We start from the raw sequence: 18,855 nt of genomic DNA on the forward strand, positions 1-18,855 counted from the left end.
CTACTAAATACCGATTAAAGCGGCCCTGAAACCCCTCCCGCTCTTCTAATTCGCCAGAAGTGAAAACCCATTAAACCGGCTATTCCAAGGGGAAGCGCTATCGCGTGCAAAAGATAAAACCTTAACAATGTCGGCTGCCCAACCGCCGTACCACCTACCAGAATGGAATTCACATCTTTCCCCGGCTCTAACAATGCAAACGGCCCTTTCGCCCCAAATAAAGGAGCATTCTCGCCCATGCTGCAACCAATAGTAACCCCCCAGTAAGCCAACTGGTCCCACGGAAGCAAATACCCTGTAAAACTTGAAAGCATGGTAAACACCAGTAGAATCACACCTACAATCCAGTTTAATTCCCTTGGCGGCTTGTATGCTCCTGTCAAAAACACACGTAACATGTGCAGAGACACAAACATTACCATTAAGTGCGCAGTCCACCTATGCATGTTTCTAATTAAAAGCCCAAATGGCACAATATTTCGAAAGTCCTCAACATTGGCGTACGCTTTGTTGACATCAGGATTATAGTAGATCATCAGGAACGCCCCCGTACACGCAAGCAAAGCAAAGAAAAAAACACTCAAGCCTCCCAGACAAAAAGTGTACATTATTATCCTTTTACCACCCACACTCATATTGTACGGGTGCAATTGCATTATCTTTGCAATCCCCCGCATTAAACTATTTATCGGAGAGAGAGGCTTAAACTCACCAAACAAAAGATCACCAAATACAGCCTTCCACACCTGCGTATCCTTAGCTACACAGGCTAAACTTTTACGTTTTTTTCTTCTTCCTTTTTTTCTTCCATAAATGAATTAACTCCCTATCAAAGTCACAAAGCAACCCTGTCCAGACAAGTTACTATCCACTCACTACTTAGTACAAAAGCACTATAAAAAATACCCAAAAACCATTTCAAACAGGCAGTATAAAATCCAGACCTACAATCCTCTCCTTATCAACCAACAGACGCCCGTCATCACTAACCTCAACATACGCGCGTGCCAACGGTTTTGGAGGAGGGCCCGCAAAGTTTACTCCATTCTTGTAAAATTGCCCACCATGGCAAGGACATTTGAATATCTGTTCCTCCTCAAACCACCTCGGCTGACATGATAAATGCGTACATACCGCTATAAGCGCATATACACCTTTTTCCTCTCTGATAATCCAAACCTTGCGTGTTTCGATGAACGTTACAGAACCCAAAGGATAATCTTCCGGTTTGCCCGCTTTAAATATACTTGAAGGTTCGTACGATACTCTGGGGATTAAATAACGAACCACAGAAAAACTCCACATACCAACAAGCCCCCAGAATGACAGCCATGCCCCCCAGAAGAGGCATCTTCTTGTGATCGTTTTTGGATGATCAAGAAGCGCACCAGGCTCGTAAGGCCCTTTAATTTCCGTTGTTGCATTACCTCTTATACTCTTTAAGTACTTTACATCTATCTTATCAGCCATATTTGAATATTAACGAAAATTTACTTTTAACGTTAAATAATAAAAAAAGCTAACCGACAACTGTAACTAACGAGAAACACATGGAAAAGATCAGAAATGCATTGTAAAAAAACAATTCGCTTTAACTGCTAATCAGCCTATCAACACGATATTTTGTAATACTTTAACACCTAAGCCTGTTTTTTATAGAATGAAGTGTTTAAATAAGCAAAAAGTGTTCCACTTATCTAAAAACAAAGCAGCCACAAAAGCATAAATATTTATTACAAAAAGAGATACTCTTAAACAGAACACTTGTTTACCACTTGTTTATATTTATATTTTTGACAACCTGTCAATATTTTTATTAATTTTACAAAAACAAGGACATTGTGTCAGAACTTACAAAAAATACTTTTTCTGCTCTCAAGAGTTAAAAAATTATGCACTATCCCCAATAAATAAACTTGAAATAAAAACGTTGAAATTGTAGACTTTTCTGTAGTATTTTCATAAATTTTATTAGTATGCCATTCCTGAAATGTTGATTCTAAATTAAAGGAGGATACGATGAAAAAAAACATAATTTTATTAAACATAGCTATTATATTGACAATATTCTCTTTTTCTGGATGTAGCAAAGCCAATCAAACAGATAGTAGTTCTGATAGTAATTCCTCAACAACCCCATTACCCCAAACAAAAACACATATTGTCGAGATGACGGGTGATTATGAGTTTGTTCCATCAAAATTAACGATAAAACGGGGAGATAGCGTGAAATGGGTTGTGACCGGCAATAAACCACACGAAGTCGCAAGCGGGAAAGCAATTAAAACGGAAGATGGAATGGAGGGTGTACCTGATGGTCTCTGGGATTCAGGCAAAATGGCTTCTGGGAGTTTTACTTACACTTTTCATACCACCGGTACCTTTCCTTATTACTGTGATTCTCATGCTGATCAGGGAATGACAGGTACGATTACCGTTGAATAATTTCCTTTAGCAGGAAAACCATCTCTTTCAATAAGGCTCCAGTGGAGCCCTCTTAAGAAGAGCGAAGAGCCGTCAGGCAAGAAACCTAACCCAGACAAGCTGGAAAACCAGAAATCCGAAGCACAAAATTCGAAACAAATTCGAATGCTCAAAATACAAATGTTCTAAACAAAAGAAAAATGTTCTACACTGAACATTTAAGATTTCAGCATTTGGATTTTGTATCTGTTTCTGATTTCGATATTAGAATTTTTTCCCATAATTTATCAATATATTTTTGCTAAGAGAATGATAGCCCAATCTTTCGCTTGCAAAAAATAAACACTTTCCTCTCAATACCCAACATAAATTTGTTGCGCCTTGGCAAAAAGATAATGGCTTGACACTAAATCAAATTATAGATTACAAGAAAGGGAGAATGTTTTATATAATATTACATCATATATGTGCTGCATTAAAACTTATTAAGGTAATGATGGCTGCGTTGTTAATTTTTTCTTGCATATCGTTCTCTGGATGCAGTAAACCCGATGAAAAAAAAACAGAACAAGAGACAAGGGACAAAACAACAATATTAATTCAATGGCTTAAAGACAAGGACAGAAGTGTACGACAGATGGCAGCAGAGCAACTTGGGGAGAGAAAAGAAACTCGTTCCGTTAAACCACTGATTGACGCATTAAGAGACAAAGACAGAAGTGTACGTTGGAGTGCGGCTGAAGCATTGGGGGAAATAAAGGATATTCGTGCTGTTACTCCATTGATTACCGCTCTCAAGGATAACGACAAAGATGTGCGGTGGAACGCTGCCGGGGCACTTGGAGAAATAGGCATTCCTGCAGTAGAATCCTTAATAGCGGCGCTGAATGATAATGACAGTATAGTCAGACAGTATGCAGCTGTCGCACTGGGGAAAATAAAAGATCCTCGTGCTGTTGAACCTCTGATCTTTACATTGAAGGATGTTAACAGTGGCATCCGGAACACGACAGCAAGGGCGATGGGAAAGATTAAGGACAGCCGCGCTGTTGAGCCTTTGATTGGCGCGCTGAAGGATACTGACAGCGGTGTCCGGCGTGATGCAGCTGGAGCGTTGGGGGAGATAAAGGATGCGCGTGCGGTTGAACCCTTAATTGCCGCACTAAAGGATAATAACAGTACCGTTCGGTGGTGTGCTGCAGAGGCATTGGGAAAGATTAAGGATGCACGTGCGGTTGAACACCTGATTGACACACTTGAGGACTTTGACACCAGCGTCTGGAAAAAGGCAGAGAAGGCACTGGAAGAAATGGAGGAAAAATGATTATGCTGAAAAAGTTGAATACACAATATTCACTCACAATTATTGCTGTAATTTTCGGAATATCTATTGTCTGCACATCCTGCAATAAAACTGAGGAAGTTACGATTGAAAGGGGAAAAGATACAGAGCGGATTACGCCAGAGCAGGGAAGCCTTGCAGGGGCCATGAAAAAGGCATCCATATCGATGAGAAGATTGGCAAGAGCGGTTGAATACAATGACTGGGATCAGATGGATTTATTAACAAAAGAACTCAAAGAAAATATAGGCTTTAATTGTGTAGAATTATATATGATTGAAAATAACGATATTCCGCATGAGTTTACGGTATTAAGCAGCAAATTCAACAATGCTTTAAATAAATTAATGTTGTGCGGCAAAAAACAAGATTCCTCAAATACAAATCAGGAATTTAATAATCTTGTTAAGTCGTGTGACGCATGCCATGAAAGCTTTAATAAAGATGCCAAAACAAAATTAGACTTTACTGATTCAGAGCAAAGGTAGGTACTGAAACCAGTTATGTCATCTAAGGAATAGCATGCGTGAAGACTGTCATACCTGAACATGTTTCTGATATACTTGCTCTCGCATATTTGTATCCAGGAACTTGTAAAAATGACATCTTTGGGACAATACATGAAACAAGCAACAATCTAACCAGCAATGCTGTTGAAGCACATACTTACAAAATACAACGTGAAACAATAACGCCACTATTTGTCATTCCCGAATGCCTTTATCACCGATTTTCATGGAAACAAAACGCCCTAAACAATTCTAGGCCAAGCCGTTTTATATTGTTGTAAGCAGCGTTGCGATAATGTGTTATGAGTGTCACCGGCTAAGCAATACGAATATGATTAGGGTTTGTATATAATATTTAAAATAAGCATATAACAAACACACACCCTCTCAGCTATTAACTATAACCCCTGTATGCCTTACTATATAGGCATGTAGCGTTTTTAATTATTTCATCGACAATAATACACGAATTATGTATTATTGTTTCATGGTAGAAAAAGGCCCTAATATAAACCCGTATGAATATTTTGAAAACCCAAGCTTAGTTAACCAAAAGAAATACGAGGCGTTGAAATCTTTCTTTTATGAGAAGGAAAGCGCAGAAAAGGTGGCAGCCAAGTTTGGATATACACTTAGCTCGTTTTATTCTCTAACGCGAGATTTTAGAAACTATCTAAAAGCACCTAAGACAGAGGATATGTTTTTTTTAGTTTCTAAACCTGGTCGAAAGGAAAAAGACTTTGATGGTGAAATTTATTCATTAATCATCAATTTAAGAAAACAATATCTATCTATTCCAGACATAAAGTCCATTCTTGATTCAAAAAGCTACAAAGCTTCTGAAAAATACATTTGGGAGGTTTTGAGAAAAGAAGGATTTGCAAGGTTGCCGAGAAGGAGCAAGCAAGCCAGACACACCGCAGGGGCAAATAACAAAATCGAGGCTCCAATTAGTGTAGCCATGGACTATATACCTGAGAGATTTACTACTCAAAATACTATTGGTATTTTTTGCTTATTGCCCTATATGAGAAAATATAAGATAGATGTTGCAATTAATAATTCGCTTTATCCGGAAACTTCAACTATTAATAAATATTCTTCTATTTTAAGTTTTATTGCTTTAAAGATTTCAAATGTTCGCAGGTATAGCGTTGATGATCTGTGGTGTATGGATAGAGGCTTAGGCTTATTTGCAGGTTTAACAGTACTTCCAAAAACCGGGTGGTTTAGCTCATATTCAAGCAGAGTGACTCGCAAGATGAACCTTTCGTTTTTAAAAAACCTTCATAGGATTTGGAAAAACAATGGACTGCTTTCAGACACAATGAATCTTGATTTTACAGCAATTCCTTACTGGGGCGATGATTCTCAGCGAGAGAACAACTGGTCTGGCAAGCGTAACAAAGCTCTCTCCAGCATGCTTGCGGTGTTAGCACAAGAACCGGATTCGGGAATAATAGATTACACTGACAGTAATATAAGGCACAATAACGAACCTGAAGTTGTATTAGAGTTTTTGGATTTTTATAGAGATGGTAATCCAAAGGATACTAGCCTGAAGTACATTGTGTTTGATAGCAAATTTACTCCATATAAGAATTTAAGAAAATTAGATAGTAAAGATTTGAAATTTATTACTATTCGCAATAGAGGTAAAAAAATTGTTGAAAAATTAGATAATTTACCAAGTACAAGCTGGAAAAAGATAAGAGTAATGAATGCCGATGGTAAAGGCAGAACATTAAAAGTATTTGAGGAAAAGTTTTTTCTTGATGGTTATGGGAAAGAGATTCGTCAAATTGCAATTACCGGACATGGTAAAATTAAACCGGCTTTGATAATAACTAATGATGATGATATTACTCAAGAAGATATTGTTCGCAAGTACAGTCGTCGTTGGATTGTGGAGAAAGGCATATCGGAACAAATAGAATTTTTCCATTTGAATAGAGTTTCATCATCAATGGTGATTAAGGCAGACTTTGACTTGACCATGTCAGTTTTAGCACACAATCTTTATCGATTGTTAGCAATGAACCTACCGGGATATACACATAACACCTCAACGACCTTATTTGAAAAGTTTTTATGCAATAGCGGAGAGATAGAAATCACATCTGAAAAAATAATTGTTCGAATGAAAAAGAAAAGAAATCTGCCAGCACTATTGAATGAAATGGAAAAATTTGAAAATATTGTCATACCTGGCATGGATAATAAAAAGCTAGTTATTACTGGTTCGTCTACTACTTGAATTTAGGGTTAGTTTTTTACCATGAAAATCTATGATTAAGAAACAATGAGATAGCTTCATCTAATAGCGCAATAGAAAAATCTGAGTCACGTTGGACGCGCTCTTTAATTGTTTTTTTAGCCTCCTCAGTAGAATCTGTGGGTGATTGGAGGCTCTGGTAATTTTCCAAGTGTATGATATAAAGCGACTTCAATTGATTTAAAAGTGCGAAAGCAAAAAGATTTTCTCATAGTCAGTTTGGCTTTTAGATTAAAACTCTCAACTATGCCGTTAGATAGACGTTCTTTGACAGAAAAATAGTTCAATAAAAGCACTAAACAAAAGCCTGATAATAACAGAACCCAATAATAACAGAACCCAAAACACCCACCAGGAAATACTTAATCTTCTCCGAATTCATTCATTTATTTGTCAACTACACCATTGAATTAATTGATTGCAATGGTACACATTTTTTGCACGCAATGTCATCGCTAACACAAAAGTCTTTAAAAATTTGCAAGAGTCCATGCTGATGCCTGGCTGAATTAACCTCACTTCTGTACTGGTTCACCGTAAATCGGAATTTTTCAAGTTAAAAATAAGAATGATGCCGGTAGCTTCAATTTTAACACTTTAACTCAGTACCGGACGGTACTGAGTATTAAAACTATTTTTCTCATAAAAAATGTTATCAACTCATTTTGTGGGTTTTTTCTTGTCAACAGGTTGCAAGTTGTTCGATAATATGTGATACCAACACTTGATAACGTTATAATTATGGCAAGGTTACCATTGATTATTTTACCTTCTCGGTACCGTCAACCGTTCAATATTCGAAAGCAATGATTTCTTATATTCTTTGCTGACTAAGAGATTTATAAAAAAAAGGTGAAAAAGCAGAAAAAGGGGAAAGTCTTCCCTTAACTGCAAAATAAATTGGGCCTTGACCTGATTTATGTTCGTCTTCCGTTCAGGAGCCTACTGGACCTGTTCGAATGAGAGTATCTGGAAGGTCTTCCTGTGTTCGTGATTCTGTTTTGTCCAGTATAGACTGAGAAGCAGTATCGCCATCATTGTCTTTATCAGCCACCGTTGTATCCACGGTTGGCAGAACTGACAGTCTTGCTTTGATTTTTTCTTTAATACGCTGTTCTTCCTCTTCAATAAATGAGTTAATAATAGGAATTCTTATAACTAACTCACGGACTACTTCCTCACTCGCTCTTGCAGCATAAACATCTCTCATGCTCATAAAATTCTGGAACGAAGCGATTACAAAATCAATAGGATTTGTTGCAACACGGATATCATTATCATGCCTTCTTTGTTCACCTTCAAATAAGATACTGCCGTCTTTCGTAGAAACACATTTGATACTCAAGCCAATCTTGATTTGTTTAAAAAGCGCATAATAGGAGTTTTTGTATTTTGTAACTTGGCCATAAATTAACGCGTCCGCGCCAAGTATCTCGCCCAACTCTTGAGCCGGTATCTTATATAAGTCATTGGGCGTTAAAATCTCAAGTTCCTGCAGCATCTTATCGACATACATTAACTCTATATCTACAAATTCTCTTGAGGCAAAATGGCCAAAGAAAAATCTTCTCAATCTATTCGAATAAGTCCAGTTCCAGCCATCCGTTTCTTTTTTGCTGAACCTTGGGATAGGGACTGAGTTCAGAATATATTTGCCACCTACAAGATTATCAAACGGTAAAATCGCAATTTTCCTGGGAGGGTCAGTATAAAACTTGTCCGAAATCTTAAACTCTTTACCTCCCGGATCAATCTGATAAATTCTATCCAATGTCTTTTTCTTTCCATGCTCAGCAAGCCCTTCTTCTCTCTGAAAGAAAGGCTCTTCTCCTGTTGTTCTTCGTTTGCCGTCATTGGAGAAACATCCCGTTACAAATAACGAAATAAAAAGTAAAACTGCTAAACCTTTAACTACCTTAAAAACAGAGATAAAATTTTTCATATGTTTACACATTTCCAATTCCTCTTTTCTTTTAATGATCAAAAAAACACGAAACCGATATTTTAAGAACCGTTTCAATTTTGTCACAATTTTCAACATATAATAACGTTCATGCTTCTGGATTTGTTGATAACTTGCACTTACCATATTTCCTAATCTTGTATGTGAAGTTCCATATCTGCCTAGATGACTTTGATTTTTATTAACACGTCCTCTAGTAACAACCATTCAGATAATACCAACAGTGACTGAAAGATCTCCCAGGCTTGGATTCTTGACTGTATGTTCATAGGCAAGTACGACTGCCCCTAATAAGATAAAGAATAAAGAAAATCTATACTTTTTCGTGGTATCTTCAACTTCAAACAAGTGCATGCATTTTGTACATTTTACTTCCATAATTCCCACTTTCTTTTGGTATATTATTACTAAAAACCAACTAGGTTTTTGGAGAAGGGTTTGTTGGATTATAAAGTCCCAATTCACCTTCCAAAGTTACGATGGATTTTTGTACGGTTTGTATATGCTGAAGATGAAACTTTATTTTGCGATTGTGCTTTTGCTTTTGCTATTAACCTTTCAACAATTGGCTTTGTAAGATCTTGTTTTGCATTGACGTCTCCGGGGTTTTTCTGTACAAGATTCAGGTAGGTTAATATAAATGCCGCCATGGCATCTATTGGCTGCACAAGGGTTGGTTCTGCCTGTTTAGCAGTCTTGAAAAACTTAAACTGGCCTTTTCTCTCTCCGTTTTCATCCGTGTAAAGTTCAACAATTGTATAACTGCCTTTTACGGTCTTAGATAAAACACCTTCAAATAAATCTAAGAGTGCTTCTTTTTGGGTGCTCAGATGATCATAACCTTTTCGATAATTGCCTTGTGAATCGAGAGCACCTGCAATTCTGAACCATCCGTGGAATGATATTGTTTTGAAAAACTTCTTTATCTCTCCGCCATATAGTATTGGTTCTGCTATTTCGTTCCTCACCAGAAAGTATAGCTTTGGCATCTTTGCCGTATAGCTGTATGATTTGATGTCCGTGTTGTTGATCAGATATTTTACAAAATCTTTGTCTTTAATAGTATATTCATTGATCTTATTTCCAAGTTGTCCCCACTGTTCTATAATATCTGAAACCTGGTATTCAGGGATTTCTAACATCTTTACCGTAGTGTGTCCGTTTTTTTTAACGTTTATATGTTCTGAGATTATACTATCTGTTTCTGTTTGTTTGCTCTTAATATTGATTATTGCTGTTTGATATTTAGCAGGTATTACTGGAGTTTCGGCAAAGACTCGCTCGTGGCCTATATTGGTCAAAGGGGAAAGAGGGTTTACCGGACTTATTGTAAAGGCTAGTACAATGAAGTTTATGTAAAGAGTACGTTTTATTCTTAGCATTAGTACCGACTCCTGTATTAAAGTTGTTTTTTTCTCAATTAAGCATACTGCACGATGTAATGACACTTGGCATTGTAGTTAGGCATCAGATGTGCCAAACATTTTTGTTTATTATGAATATCCTTTAAAACTTATCCTAGATTCAACTAACAAGTGCAAATAGTTCTATGGTGTGATGAAATAATAATCAGATCAGTAACCGTTTCGTTTGTGGCCCATTTACAGTAACTGTGGGTCAAGTTAAGTCGCTCAGCGACAAAATACTATCCTTCGACTCGGCTCAGGATGACGTCACACTGAACCGGGACGAAGTGTTATCGACATTGAAATCCCTATACATTAAATTAGGAAATACAATATTGATTCATACATAGGAATTAATAATTTCCTTTTCGTGAAACTTGTTTCTCTCTTCTTCTCTACTGGAGATGCAAGCATTCAAATCCTTTAATAGACCAATTTCAAGGTCGTACACCCAGCCATGAACCACCAACTCCTGTCCAGCCTCCCACGCATTCTGAACAATTGTTGTGTGACATATATTGTTTACCTGCTCAACTACATTAAGTTCACATAGCAGTTTATGTTTTTCGTTTTCACTTTGATCTAAGTCAAATTTGTCTTCATGAATGCGGTACACATCTTTAACGTGCCGTAGCCAATTATCGATCAGTCCATGTTGGTTATTGTCCATAGCGGCTTTAATGCCTCCACAACCGTAATGGCCGCAAACTATAATATGTTTCACCTTTAATACATCAACAGCAAATTGAATGACTGATAAACAGCTTAGGTCAGTATGTATTACAAGATTAGCAATATTACGGTGTACAAAGAGCTTTCCAGGCATCAGACCAATAACTTGATTTGCGGGTACACGGCTGTCAGAGCAACCAATCCATAAGTAGTCAGGGTTTTGTTGTTTAGAAAGTAATGTGAAAAAACCAGGATCGGTTTCTATTATTTTGTCTGCCCAGTTCCTGTTGTTATCAAAAAGATGCTTTAATACTTTCATATGAAGATCCTCCTATTTAGTTTTCAAATATAACACTTCTAATCATCTTAAAACTGCGACTGAAGTTGCAGTTCAGTATTAAGTCTTGTACAAATCGTGAATTTCCTTCTCATAACATTTCAAGCGATTCTTCAGGTGTAATCGCCATTTATGACTCTTGCGTCTGCATTTTCCTTCCCTCCGATTCTCGTTTTTACACGCTATAAAAATTATGTTATATGATTAAAGAATCAGTTGGCTTACCGCCACACAGTAAAGATACAGCCCTTATACCGGTAGTGCTTTGTTTTTGACTGGCAGGGCTAATATCCATTTATCAAGTTTTTCAGAATAGATATCTTCTTTACCATAAGTTTTCACCAATGGCGGTTTCAGTCTTACATTAATACCTCTATCGGTTGCTGATTTAATGAAATCTTCTACGACTTCTCTAACATCATAATCAATGCTATAGCATTTGCTCATATCGATGGTCAGATCTGTCTCTTTAGGTATTCTGGCCAGTTCTTTTATAATTGCCCCTTTATTGAGAAAGTTGACATCTTCAGCCATGGTAATTATTAACTGCTTTTCTCCTTCACCTGGGTGTATATGTAAGAAATGAGAATTTTTGTAGTTACGGATTAAGACAACAACAGCGCCTACTGAACACCCAAGTCCAAGCCCCACGAGTAGATCAACAAATACAATCCCAAGAATAGTGACGATAAACGGCAGAAATTGATCCCATCCCAGTCTATATGTCTCTACAAATATACTGGGCTTAGATAGTTTATATCCGACCATTATTAAAATGCATGCAAGAGCGGATAAGGGTATAAGATTAAGTACACTTGGAAGTAGCGCTACACATATCAACAGAAAAATCCCATGAAGAATGGTAGATAGTTTCGTTCTTGAACCGGCTTGCATATTGGCAGAGCTTCGAACGATTACCTGTGTAATTGGCAACCCGCCAATCATTCCTGAAAGCATGTTTCCGGCACCTTGGGCAAACAACTCCCGGTTGGTTGACGTAACTCTCTTGTGGGTATCCAGTTTATCAGTCGCCTCCACACACAAAAGTGTTTCTAAACTGGCAACAATCGCAATTGTGACAGCTAAAACATAAACGGCCTTATTGCCTAACTGGCTGAAATCAGGAAAGGTAAACAGGCCAAAGAATGATGATAAACTGCCGGCAACCGGCACACTTACCAGGTTCTCTGAACCTAAAGTAAATTGAGGAAAGTAATTTTTTGTTATCAACTGACAACAAATAGCAGCCGCTACTACGACGATTGGTCCTTGTATTAATTTAAACACATTTTGATATTTTTTTGTCAGATACAATTCCCATAACAACAAAATCGCTACTGAAATAGCAGCAATTAATACTGCTCCAGGTGTTATATGTCCAAGAAGAACTTTTCCAATTAATGTAAACGTGTTTTCACCGCCCAATTGGACAAAAGCATCATTACCCATCCACTCCTTATCATATCCAAACGCGTGAGGTATCTGTTTCAGGATGATGATGATACCGATACCGGAGAGCATCCCTTTTATAGCCGCAGAGGGGAAAAAATATCCGATAATTCCTGCTCTAGATAAACCCAGTATTATTTGCAGCGCTCCCCCTATGACAACGGCAAGTAAAAATATCTCGAAAGACATTGAATGCAGCGCTTCAAACACAACTACAGCCAGGCCTGCCGCCGGGCCGCTGACTCCATGGGCGGAGTCGCTTATAGACCCCACAACTATACCACCAATTATTCCGGCAATAAGACCTGAGAACAGAGGCGCTCCACTTGCCAATGAGATTCCGAGACAAAGCGGCAGTGCTACAAACAGTACTACAATACTTGCCGGAATGTCTTGTTTGAGATGAGAAAAAATCCCATGCTTTATTGTTCCTCTTTCAATCTTAGCCATTTATTGTATTACCTCCAAAAAGTTATCATTTCTTCTATATTTGGTTTCTTTGCAAACATGTCACTCCTTGTTATGGCTTGTCTTAGGCTAAATACCTTTCCTATGTACCACGCCAGCAACTGTTTCAGGCAGTAAAAGAACACTTACTTTGAACACTGTCAGGCCTGGCATATTGACAAAATCAAAAAACATTTCGCTAAAATTGTGTTGTAGTTTTAGTTTTCATTCACATAATATGTTGTTGAAGAATGAAAAATATAAACTCCTACTTAGACTGAAATATAAAATGTACAATAGTAACAATATGAAACTTTTCAGTCGAATATATTTTATAATATAACAATATAATGGTATAAATAGTTCCGACAATAGGTTGCTTTATGAAAAAAACATACAATGAACACGTACTATCGCAAGCCTCAACACTAACTACTGCATTTAGGGACATTATGTTTTGCCTCAAGCGGATCAATAAATGTATAGCCTGATACAAATAGAAATATTATTAAAAATCCGTATTAGAATTCCCATTTGAATTTTATTCCCCAAACGTTGTTCGCCTCATGATTAAAGACGTCACCGAAGTTAGCGAAAGCTACGGACATGGTTAAATTGTCACTGGCTATGTAAGTTATAAAACCGTCCCACCAATCGTCCTCTTCTTCTACGAGTCCCGATATAGCGTCGAATTCATCAGGTTTCTGACGGTACTCACCGCCGATTACAAGATTGTCTAATACCAGGACGCCAAAGTTACCTTCAAAGACGGTTCTCCGTTCATCAGTAAAACCAAACAGGCCAATCTGGGCAGCTTCCGTAGAACGGATACCCGCGTTTAGCATTAGAGGGCGCGACAGGGATGTAATCATCTTAGACGCATAAAGAGTTACATCAACACCGTCGTTATCCTCGATACCTATATCACTAAACACTCCCCCCAAACGTTTGTCTATGACTGAGGTGTCTTCGTTTTTCTTATAGTGTATGCCTAATGTCAGGGCCGGCATCCAGGATTTCTTGAATTCGCCTTCCTGCAGGAGTTGGAGCCTGGCGTTAAAATTGTGCAGATATACTGAGTCTTCGATAGTATTAACACCAGTTGCCGTCTCAATGTCCTCGGGCAATTTACCTAAACCAAAATGGTTCAAGGCGTATCCCAATTCAAAACGGCCCCACAAAGTCTCATTCACGGTGAAGGCCTCCATGTGTCTCCCATCACCAACGTTTGCGTATGTAATACCCAAACTTGGCAGCCCGAAAACCTTGCCTTCTTCTGGTGGATTTATCAGATAGGCAGAGCCGGTCAGGAGGATTCCTCCAAACCCTTCAACATTTTGCAGTGGGAGTGGCGGCGCCTTCACTTTTTCTTCTGCAAACATAGTTAGAGCTGTCATAAAGAGCATAATGCAACCCAGACAACTGATTATAAATATTTTCTTCATTTTTGCTGCGTTTCTTTATTGGAAATATAATATAAGGACAATTGCGACACCACCTTATAACTGATAGGTTACCCGTTTCAGTCAGAATGATTATCATTCGCGCCTAATGCAATAAACTATAAAAGGAGAAATAATATCAATATGAAATTATATAGTCAAGTATATTTTATAATTTAACAGTATATAAGTATAAATATTTCATGTTGATATCCCAATTAGTTGGAGAAAACTTGTATAATTTTTAATGAAAAGTACCGTTCGTCCAGGAATCCATATGCTTTTCTTTTAATGACTTTGATTTTATTATTAACCCCTTCAAGTTTACTAGTATGGATCTGGCAGTCACAGTGATTCAAAATTCCATAGCTATAACGTTTTAACATGTTCGTAAATTTTCTTACACAAGGATGATTAAGTGTGTTCGCTAAAAGGCACCACTCATCCAGTGCCTTTTTAACCCACGTTCACGATCGGTAGAACCAAAGGTGCTTAAGCTTTATAATGGACTGGTATTTTCGGACCACTAGCTAAGATGCATTTTTGATGTTAAAATATCAAAAAGGAGGTTCAAAAATGAGAAAGGGTTTTAATGCGGAATTTAAGGCGAAGGTTGCATTGGAAGCAATTAAGGAAGAAAAGACCATAGCGGAGTTGTCATCTAAATACGAAGTACATAGGACACAAATAACGGATTGGCGTAAAGGAGCATTAGGCGGAGTGAAAGAAACCTTCAAGGGAAAACGGGAGAAGGACAACAAAGAAAATGAGAGGTTGGTTGATGAGTTGTATAGACAGATCGGTCAACTGAAGGTAGAAAACGAATGGCTTAAAAAAAAAGCTGCATTGTTTGAAGATTGAGGAGAAAAGACGGCTAATAGAATCGAGGAATGGTAAGTTAAGTATTCGCAGGCAGTGCGAACTTTTGGATCTTCATAGATCAAATTACTATTATGAGCCTTTTATGGAAGCCGAAAGATCCAGGAAGGATTAAGGCGTGAAGGCTTTGAAATAGACAGAGAGAGGTTGTCCTAAGGTGTTTAATAGTGATCAGGGATCACAGTTTACGAGTAATGAGTTTACTGGTATTCTCATAAGTAGTGGGATTGAGATCAGTATGGATGGACGAGGTCGAGTGTTTGACAATATTTTTACCGAGAGGCTTTGGAGGAGTGTGAAGTATGAGGAGGTGTATATAAAAAACTACCAGGTATATCAAGATGCCCGCGAGGGTTTAAGTCGTTATTTTTTGTTTTATAACAACCGTAGATATCATCAATCGCCAGGGTACAGGACTCCGATTGAAGTGCATTATGGAGGATATAAAGGGAAATAATGCCATAAAAAATTATTTCTAGAAAAGAAAAATAGACAATGGGGAGGGGTTTGTGAATTTGCAAAAAAGTGTAACTCCAGTCGCCCTAAGGGCTCCTTCCGTTACACTTTTTGTGTTGTGTTGTTCATTAGGCAATGCATCTAAAAAATAGCATAAAATGGTCTTGACAAACCAGGCCACCTCACTTATCCTTTAAGAATTAAAACCGTATTTATTGTCTCGTTGAGTGATAAAAGTTGTTTTAAATGCTATCGATGATCTTTCTTGCGAATGTTTCGTTTGTTCTTTAAAAGAATGTATTTCGAGCCTACAAATATATCTTTATCCTGTTTTGTGGCTTTACGGAATTCGGCATTGCGCACTTTATCAATAACTTTGCCAAAACTTGAAACTACATGGAAAAGGTCGAAGACTATCTTCACATGAGGTACCTGGCTTTTTACCGTATGAATATATGGATCCCGCATATCCATCGCTATCGCTTCTATGGTTTGTCTTTGTTTATTGGTCATACCGTTAAAGAAGTCTATCAAGGTTTCTTTGGTTCGACCTTTTCCAACCCAGACCACCCGGCCACTGACATAGTCCAAAACAACTGTCATGTAGTGATGTCCCTTAGAAATAGCTATTTCGTCAACTGCCAGTACACGAAGACCATTATAGCCTGTTTCTCCGTATTGTTGCTCAAGAAAATACTTATCGATAGTTTTAACGGTTTTCCAGTTAATTCCAAAATGTGTTGCAACATCTTTTACCGTTAAAACTTTACACAACTGATAAATAAACAATGCTAAACGACGAGTGACACGAATGTATGGTTCAAAAAACTCCAGATCTTCAACAGTTATTCGGTCACATGGTGCACACATAACCTTACGACAAGAACAGTTTATCCATACACGTGTCGAACCCATATTCAGATCACGGATAGACCGCTTCTGGTAGCTATGAATACGTTGTGCTTTACTGCCACACACATGGCATTTAGGACTAAATCGATGATCCGGTATTGCCGTAAGTTGTGACATATCTGCATCAGATGAAACCGATTGCTTAATAATTCGTACTCGGTCAAAAGGAAAATATGGTAAAATATTCAACGTGGACATTGCTGATCTCCTATAAATAAATCATATATTAACCCGGCAATTAAATACATTGAAATTTTCTCTGGATATGTTATAATTGCTGCATGGAAAATATCGATGCACGAAAACTTTCAACAGAAACCCAGCAACAAATACGTAACCAATCAATTCGACTCAGAAAGTCTGGAAAAACCTACAGAGAAATATCAGAGATTACCGGTATTCATCTAAATACTATTGCCAGATGGTGTAAAGCTTATCAGCGTAAAGGTGCTAAAGCTATTCAAATTAAGAGAAGGGGTAGACGAGTGGGTAACTGCCGAACATTGACCCCGGAGCGAGAAAGAGAAATCCAGAAAATTATTTATGAGAAGTGTCCTGATCAGCTTAAATTTTCTTTTGCATTGTGGACTCGTAAAGCAGTTCAGCAGTTAATCAAACAACTCTGTTGCTTTGATATGCCGGTACGAACTGTAGGTGAATATTTAAAACGATGGGGTTTTACGCCTCAAAAGCCATTACGCAGAGCTTACAAGCAGAATTCTAAAGCCGTTAATGAATGGCTGGATAAAGAGTATCCTGCAATTGCACAAAAAGCTAAAAAAGAAAAAGCAGAAATCCACTGGGGAGATGAAACGGGACTTTGTAATGACAGTTATCACGGCAGAAGCTATGCACCACGAGGGCAAACACCCGCGATTCGCCTTCACCCCAGGTGCAAACGGGTGAATTTGATTTCTACAGTTACGAATCAAGGCAAGGTAAGATTTATGGTATATAAGGATAAAATGAATTCTAGTACTCTTATAAAATTTATGAAACGCCTTATCAAAGATTCAACAAGAAAGATATTTCTGGTTCTTGATAATTTAAAGGTTCATCATAGTCACATTGTAAGGAATTGGCGACAAAAGCATAAAGAGCAAATAGAGGTTTTCTTTTTACCCTCTTACTCCCCGGAGTTAAATCCAGATGAGTATTTAAATTGTGATTTAAAAGCAGGTGTACATTCCAAAACGCCTGCAAGAACAAAAGAGCAACTCAAGAATAAGGCAATATCTCATCTGAGAAAACTTCAAAAGTCTCCGGGCAGAGTAAGGAAATACTTTAAACATCCAAAAATTGCGTATGCTGCATAGTCAATCTATTTAATTGCCGGGTTAATATGGGTATATATTTATTTATAAGAATACCGGATGTTCACTTTTTCAATAGATTAATCCATAATAGATTACTCTTTTCTCCAACTAATTCGGAGATGAACCAAATTTCAATAATACATTATTCTGTCAAAAATATACAAATTATCCTTTAATGCCACCAGTCTCAACAATACCAACTACATTCAGGCAGGGACACTATTGCCTACACCTAATTGAACCATTAAAAGATAGTTGCGAAAATAAACATATTCTGGTAGATAATGTTCTAGATAAAATCTTATATGCATATATCGCAATTATTAACTCACTATGAAACTAACTAAAAACGAAATACGTGTACTCAAGCTGCTGGTAGAAAACCCGCTAGCGATAAATAGTGATGTTTCGAAGAAGCTTAAGATAACTTCGCAGGCAGTTGGTAAAATAAGAAAACAACTCTACGAAAAAGGTGTTATTAAGAACCATGAACTGAGATTGAATTATAATAAATTAGACATAAACATACTTTCAATTGCTTTGATTAAAATATTGCCCAGTGTCTTCAAAATATTTAAAAATAACGAATTAGACAAGGTGGTAAGGCCGGTAAATGCGATAAGGTCTTATGCAATACGGGAAACTGACGTAACACATATAATAATATATGCATTCAGGGATATTGAAGAGTACGACACATATTTCAAAGATATTTTAGATGAATTCAGTGATTACGTAGAAATAAAACACTCCTTTGTTCTGTCATCAAAAAGCGTATTAAAATCATCATCTATGGATATGCTTTTAAAAGTACTTGGTGAATACAGAATGAATAATAAATAGGCCTCCTCAGTATGTTATTATGTGTTCATAATTGTTTAATACAAACGATAACGGGAGGGATTATGAAGAATGCAATCATAAATAATAGCAAAGCAGGAAAATACTATTGGTGAGCACAATCAGCACCTGTTGATGTATTAACGCGCAAATTCCGCAATCAGTCACCAAAAATAGAAGATTCGT

At 37.4% G+C, this 18,855-nt stretch carries 16 protein-coding genes and 3 pseudogenes; 8 read left to right on the forward strand and 11 right to left on the reverse strand.

Annotation, left to right across the window (positions count from 1 at the left end; translation table 11 throughout):
* Nucleotides 1–14 precede the first annotated feature (14 nt).
* Nucleotides 15–746: a cytochrome b N-terminal domain-containing protein gene (locus tag SCALIN_RS07315; protein WP_203415391.1), complete on the reverse strand. Its 732-nt coding sequence runs from the start codon at nt 744–746 to the stop codon at nt 15–17.
* Nucleotides 747–918: 172 nt separating this feature from the next.
* Nucleotides 919–1,470 carry a QcrA and Rieske domain-containing protein gene (locus SCALIN_RS07320; protein ID WP_096893859.1) on the reverse strand — a complete coding sequence of 184 codons (552 nt, stop codon included), beginning with the start codon at nt 1,468–1,470 and terminating at the stop codon, nt 919–921.
* Between the two features lie 549 nt (nt 1,471–2,019).
* On the opposite strand from SCALIN_RS07320, the gene SCALIN_RS07325 reads away from it, so the two are divergent.
* The 4 genes from SCALIN_RS07325 (at nt 2,020) to SCALIN_RS07340 (ending at nt 6,532) form a co-directional block, all read left to right on the forward strand.
* Nucleotides 2,020–2,445, forward strand: coding sequence for a cupredoxin domain-containing protein (locus tag SCALIN_RS07325; RefSeq protein ID WP_096893861.1), 426 nt, complete (start codon nt 2,020–2,022; stop codon nt 2,443–2,445).
* Between the two features lie 418 nt (nt 2,446–2,863).
* Nucleotides 2,864–3,748 carry a HEAT repeat domain-containing protein gene (locus tag SCALIN_RS07330; protein WP_096893862.1) on the forward strand — a complete coding sequence of 295 codons (885 nt, stop codon included), beginning with the start codon at nt 2,864–2,866 and terminating at the stop codon, nt 3,746–3,748.
* 2 nt (nt 3,749–3,750) lie between these two features.
* Nucleotides 3,751–4,254, forward strand: a complete 504-nt coding sequence (locus SCALIN_RS07335) for a cytochrome c (protein ID WP_162532202.1) — start codon at nt 3,751–3,753, stop codon at nt 4,252–4,254.
* Between the two features lie 508 nt (nt 4,255–4,762).
* A complete protein-coding gene (locus SCALIN_RS07340; protein WP_162532203.1) occupies nt 4,763–6,532 on the forward strand; it encodes a transposase in 1,770 nt (589 codons plus the stop codon).
* 125 nt (nt 6,533–6,657) lie between these two features.
* Here the strand turns inward: SCALIN_RS07340 and SCALIN_RS21615 are convergent.
* The 8 genes and pseudogenes from SCALIN_RS21615 to SCALIN_RS07370 all read right to left on the reverse strand — a co-directional run.
* Nucleotides 6,658–6,843: pseudogene (locus SCALIN_RS21615) on the reverse strand (transposase); the annotation flags it as partial.
* Between the two features lie 641 nt (nt 6,844–7,484).
* Nucleotides 7,485–8,504, reverse strand: a complete 1,020-nt coding sequence (locus SCALIN_RS07345) for a GNA1162 family protein (protein WP_162532205.1) — start codon at nt 8,502–8,504, stop codon at nt 7,485–7,487.
* A 216-nt stretch (nt 8,505–8,720) separates the two neighbouring features.
* Nucleotides 8,721–8,891 (reverse strand): hypothetical protein, encoded by a 171-nt coding sequence (locus SCALIN_RS22040; protein WP_162532206.1) that lies wholly within the window; start codon nt 8,889–8,891, stop codon nt 8,721–8,723.
* Nucleotides 8,892–8,974: 83 nt separating this feature from the next.
* Nucleotides 8,975–9,895, reverse strand: a complete 921-nt coding sequence (locus SCALIN_RS07350) for a hypothetical protein (protein WP_096893868.1) — start codon at nt 9,893–9,895, stop codon at nt 8,975–8,977.
* Between the two features lie 364 nt (nt 9,896–10,259).
* A complete protein-coding gene (gene can, locus SCALIN_RS07355) occupies nt 10,260–10,910 on the reverse strand; it encodes a carbonate dehydratase (RefSeq protein ID WP_096893869.1) in 651 nt (216 codons plus the stop codon).
* A gap of 267 nt (nt 10,911–11,177) precedes the next feature.
* Entirely contained in the window at nt 11,178–12,827 is a 1,650-nt protein-coding gene (locus SCALIN_RS07360) for a SulP family inorganic anion transporter (RefSeq protein ID WP_203415392.1), read from the reverse strand.
* Nucleotides 12,828–13,345: 518 nt separating this feature from the next.
* Nucleotides 13,346–14,269 (reverse strand): DUF3034 family protein, encoded by a 924-nt coding sequence (locus SCALIN_RS07365; protein WP_096893870.1) that lies wholly within the window; start codon nt 14,267–14,269, stop codon nt 13,346–13,348.
* Nucleotides 14,270–14,484: 215 nt separating this feature from the next.
* Nucleotides 14,485–14,718 (reverse strand): annotated as a pseudogene (locus SCALIN_RS07370) (transposase); the annotation flags it as partial.
* A gap of 124 nt (nt 14,719–14,842) precedes the next feature.
* On the opposite strand from SCALIN_RS07370, the gene SCALIN_RS24250 reads away from it, so the two are divergent.
* Nucleotides 14,843–15,127, forward strand: a complete 285-nt coding sequence (locus SCALIN_RS24250; protein ID WP_230406574.1) for a transposase — start codon at nt 14,843–14,845, stop codon at nt 15,125–15,127.
* A 163-nt stretch (nt 15,128–15,290) separates the two neighbouring features.
* Nucleotides 15,291–15,602: pseudogene (locus SCALIN_RS24255) on the forward strand (transposase); the annotation flags it as partial.
* 248 nt (nt 15,603–15,850) lie between these two features.
* Here the strand turns inward: SCALIN_RS24255 and SCALIN_RS07380 are convergent.
* Entirely contained in the window at nt 15,851–16,711 is an 861-nt protein-coding gene (locus tag SCALIN_RS07380; protein ID WP_096893872.1) for an ISL3 family transposase, read from the reverse strand.
* Nucleotides 16,712–16,794: 83 nt separating this feature from the next.
* Here SCALIN_RS07380 and SCALIN_RS07385 point away from each other — a divergent pair, with 83 nt between their 5' ends.
* Both SCALIN_RS07385 and SCALIN_RS07390 read left to right on the forward strand, forming a co-directional pair.
* Nucleotides 16,795–17,829, forward strand: a complete 1,035-nt coding sequence (locus tag SCALIN_RS07385) for an IS630 family transposase (RefSeq protein WP_096893873.1) — start codon at nt 16,795–16,797, stop codon at nt 17,827–17,829.
* Nucleotides 17,830–18,162: 333 nt separating this feature from the next.
* Nucleotides 18,163–18,672 (forward strand): winged helix-turn-helix transcriptional regulator, encoded by a 510-nt coding sequence (locus SCALIN_RS07390; RefSeq protein WP_096893874.1) that lies wholly within the window; start codon nt 18,163–18,165, stop codon nt 18,670–18,672.
* Nucleotides 18,673–18,855: the final 183 nt, after the last annotated feature.

Origin of the sequence: Candidatus Scalindua japonica (assembly GCF_002443295.1) — a bacterium.
Taxonomy (GTDB): Bacteria; Planctomycetota; Brocadiia; order Brocadiales; family Scalinduaceae; genus Scalindua; species Scalindua japonica.